This is a genomic window from Isoptericola sp. NPDC055063, from assembly GCF_053608125.1.
This window is the reverse complement of sequence record NZ_JBSGUW010000004.1, coordinates 1-3719: the sequence shown is the minus strand read 5'-3', so window position 1 is coordinate 3719 and position 3719 is coordinate 1. Positions and strand designations below refer to the sequence as shown.

The 3719-nt window shown below is 73.2% G+C and carries 2 protein-coding genes; one reads left to right on the top strand and one right to left on the bottom strand.

Features of this window, described 5'->3' with window-relative positions:
- Positions 1-137: 137 nt before the first annotated feature.
- Positions 138-2066 (bottom strand): phosphoenolpyruvate carboxykinase (GTP), encoded by a 1929-nt coding sequence (locus ACWF41_RS05800; protein ID WP_380326919.1) that lies wholly within the window; start codon positions 2064-2066, stop codon positions 138-140.
- 133 nt (positions 2067-2199) lie between these two features.
- On the opposite strand from ACWF41_RS05800, the gene ACWF41_RS05795 reads away from it, so the two are divergent.
- The gene (locus ACWF41_RS05795; RefSeq protein ID WP_380326916.1) at positions 2200-3678 is read left to right on the top strand and encodes a helix-turn-helix domain-containing protein; all 1479 of its coding nucleotides are present in this window, start codon (positions 2200-2202) and stop codon (positions 3676-3678) included.
- Positions 3679-3719 lie beyond the last annotated feature (41 nt).

Here is a 3719-nt window from a genome sequence, read left to right as displayed (position 1 = left end):
TGTGGTACCTTGAACGGGCTGGGGGAGGGGTTTGGGTGTCGTTGGCGAAACCCAAACCCACCACAAAGAAAACAGCTTTCCGACCTGGTGAGGGTTCGGGCCCGCCGGTGCCTCTCCGGCGGGCCCGGGTCTGTGGGTCAGGCGCCCAGCCGCTCGCGCAGCAGGGAGAGCTGCGCCCAGAGCTGGTCGGGCACGCGGTCGCCGAAGGTCTCGAAGAACTCGCCGGTCAGCGCGGTCTCGGCAAGCCACGCCTCGGCCGGGACGGCGAAGAGGGCGGCGAGGTCGTCGTCGGACAGGTCGAGGCCCTCGGTGCGCAGCGCCCCCGGGGCGGGCAGCAGGCCGACGGGGGAGTGCACGGCGCCGGCGTCGGTGCGCAGGCCGCGGGAGCGGTCCAGCTGCGTGACCATCCACTCCACGACGCGCGAGTTCTCGCCGAACCCCGGCCACAGGAAGCGGCCGTCGTCGCCCTTGCGGAACCAGTTGACCTGGAAGACCTTGGGCCGCTTGTCGGCGTCGAGCCCCTTGCCCACGCGCAGCCAGTGCGCCCAGTGGTCGGCCATGTTGTAGCCGCAGAACGGCATCATCGCGAAGGGGTCGCGGCGCAGCTCGCCCACCGTGCCCTCGGCCGCGGCGGTGCGCTCGGAGCTGATCGTGGCGCCCATGAAGACGCCGTGGTCCCAGCTCGTCGCCTGGGTCACGAGCGGCACGTTGGTGGCGCGGCGGCCGCCGAAGACGATCGCGTCGACCGGCACGCCCGCCGGGTCCTCCCAGGTGTCCGCGATGCTCGGGCACTGCGCCGCGGCCACGGTGAACCGGGAGTTCGGGTGCGCCGCGGGGGTGTCCGAGTCCGGGGTCCAGTCGTTGCCCCGCCAGTCGACGAGGTGCGCCGGCGGCTCTGGCGTGAGGCCCTCCCACCACACGTCACCGTCGTCGGTCAGGGCCACGTTGGTGAAGATCGCGTCGTGCGTGAACGTCTCCACGGCGGTCGGGTTGGTCTCGACGCCCGTGCCCGGCGCGACGCCGAAGAACCCCGCCTCGGGGTTGATGGCGCGCAGCCGGCCGTCGGGTCCGGGGCGCATCCAGACGATGTCGTCGCCGAGCGTCTCGACCGTCCATCCGGGGATGGTCGGGCGCAGCATCGCGAGGTTCGTCTTGCCGCACGCGCTCGGGAACGCGGCGGCGAGGTGGTACTGCCGCTGCTCCGGCGACGTGACGCGGATGAGGAGCATGTGCTCGGCGAGCCAGCCCTCGTCGCGCGCCATCGCCGACGCGATGCGCAGCGCGAAGCACTTCTTGCCCAGCAGGGCGTTGCCGCCGTACCCCGACCCGTACGACCAGATCTCCCGGGTCTCGGGGTAGTGGACGATGTACTTCGTGTCGTTGCAGGGCCACGGGACGTCGGTCTCGCCCTCGGCGAGCGGCGCGCCCACCGTGTGCACGGCCGGCACCCACTGCTGCCCGCCGTCGATGAGGTCCAGCACCCGCGACGAGACGCGCGTCATGACGTGCATCGACACGACGACGTACGGCGAGTCGGTGATCTCGATGCCCACCTGGGAGATCGGCCCGCCGACCGGGCCCATGGAGAACGGCACCACGTACATGGTGCGGCCGCGCATCGACCCGGCGAAGACGCCGTCGAGCTCCGCGCGCATCTCGGCGGGGGCACGCCAGTTGTTCGTCGGGCCGGCGTCCTCCTCGCGCTCCGAGCAGATGAACGTGCGCGACTCGACGCGCGCGACGTCGGACGGGTTCGACCGGGCCAGGTAGGAGTTCGGGCGCTTCGCCTCGTCCAGCCTGATCAGGGTGCCGGCCCCGACCATCTGGTCGAGGAGGCGCTGCTTCTCCGCGGCCGAGCCGTCGCACCAGACGATCTCGTCCGGCTGGGTCAGCGCGGCCACCTGCTGCACCCACGCCCGCGCGTCCTGGGGCGCCTGCGCCCGGGCGGCGGGCGCGCTCGCCGACCCGGAGCGCTCCGCGGGTGCGAGCGCGTGCGGGGCCAGGGCGTCCGGGGCGAGCTCGGCGATCGCGAGACGCGTGCGGCGCGGGTTCGCGGTGAAGGTCATCGGGTGCTCCGTCCGTCGGATGGGCCCCCGGCCTGCGCTGCCGGGTGGGCTACCCCCAGCGTCCCGCGCCGTAGAACCACCTTTCCAGCAGATCGCTCGTGAAGATTCGAAGATTTTCACGTACCGTCAAACCATGGCGACGAAGGACGGCCAGGTGGCCGAGTCCCCGGACCTCATCACACTCGGGCGGCGCATCCGGCATGCGCGCACGGCGCGCGGGCTGACGCTCGAGGCGCTGGGGGAGCGGGTGGGCTCGGCGCCCAGCCTGCTGTCCCTCGTCGAGAACGGGCGGCGCGAGCCGCGCCTGTCGCTGCTGCGCTCGATCGCCGACGCCGTCGGCGTGGCCGTGCCCGACCTCCTCGCCGACGAGCCGCCGTCGCGCCGCGCCGAGCTGGAGATCGCCCTCGAGCGGGCGCAGCGCGGACCGCTCTTCGGGGCGCTGGGACTGCCGTCGGTGAAGCCGAGCCAGAAGCTCCCGATGCCGGTGCTGGAGCAGCTCGTGGGCCTGCACTCCGAGCTCTCGCGGCGCGAGGAGGAGGCCATCGCGACGCCCGAGGAGGCGCGCCGGGCCAACACCGAGCTGCGTCATGAGCGTCAGGAGCGCGACAACTACCTGCCCCAGATCGAGGCGCTCGGGGAGGAGCTGACCAAGCGGGCCGGGTACGCGGGGGCGGGCGCGCTCACGCACCGCACGGTGGCGCGCATGGCGGAGCAGATGGGGCTGACCCTGCTGCACGTGGACGACCTGCCGCGGTCCGCGCGGTCCGTGACCGACCTGGAGAACGGCCGCATCTACCTGCCCCCGGCGTCCATCCCGGGCGGGCACGGGTTGCGGTCCCTCGCGCTGCAGGCGATCGCGCACCGCGTGCTGGGGCACGACCGCCCGCGCAGCTACGCCGAGTTCCTGCGCCAGCGAGTCGAGATCACGTACTTCGCCGCGTGCTGCCTCATCCCGCAGTCGGTGGCCGTGGAGTTCCTGCAGCGGCGCAAGCGCGAGAAGGACCTCGCGGTCGAGGACTTCCGCGACGCGTTCGGCGTCACCCACGAGGCCGCGGCGATGCGGCTGACCAACCTGGCCACCGTGCACCTCGGCATCCCGCTGCACTTCCTGCGCGTGGGCGACGACGGCGCGCTGTTCCGCGGGTACGCGAACGACGGCCTGCCCCTGCCGCAGGACGTGACGGGCGCCATCGAGGGGCAGCTCGTGTGCCGGTGGTGGGCGGGCCGCGAGGCGTTCACCCGGCGCGACCGCGCCACCGAGTCCTACCAGTACACGGACACGCCGGCCGGCACGTTCTGGGACTCCGTGCAGACCGGCACGGGCGCCGACGGCCGACAGTTCTCCATCACGGTGGGCGTGCCGTACGCCCACGCGAAGTGGTTCCGCGGCCGGGACGTGCAGGTGCGGCACGCCTCCACCTGCCCGGACCCGGCGTGCTGCCAGCGCCCGCCCGCCGACCTGGCCGACCGGTGGGACGGCGTCGCGTGGCCCAGCGCCCGGATGCACCAGCAGGTGCTCGCGGCCCTGCCGCGCGGCGCGTTCCCCGGCGTCGACGACACGGACGTGTTCGCCTTCCTGGAGCGTCACGCCCCGGCCCCCGACGCCCCCTGAGCGTTGTGAGCGGGCGTTTGGCCCGGTTTCGTGGGCGAAAC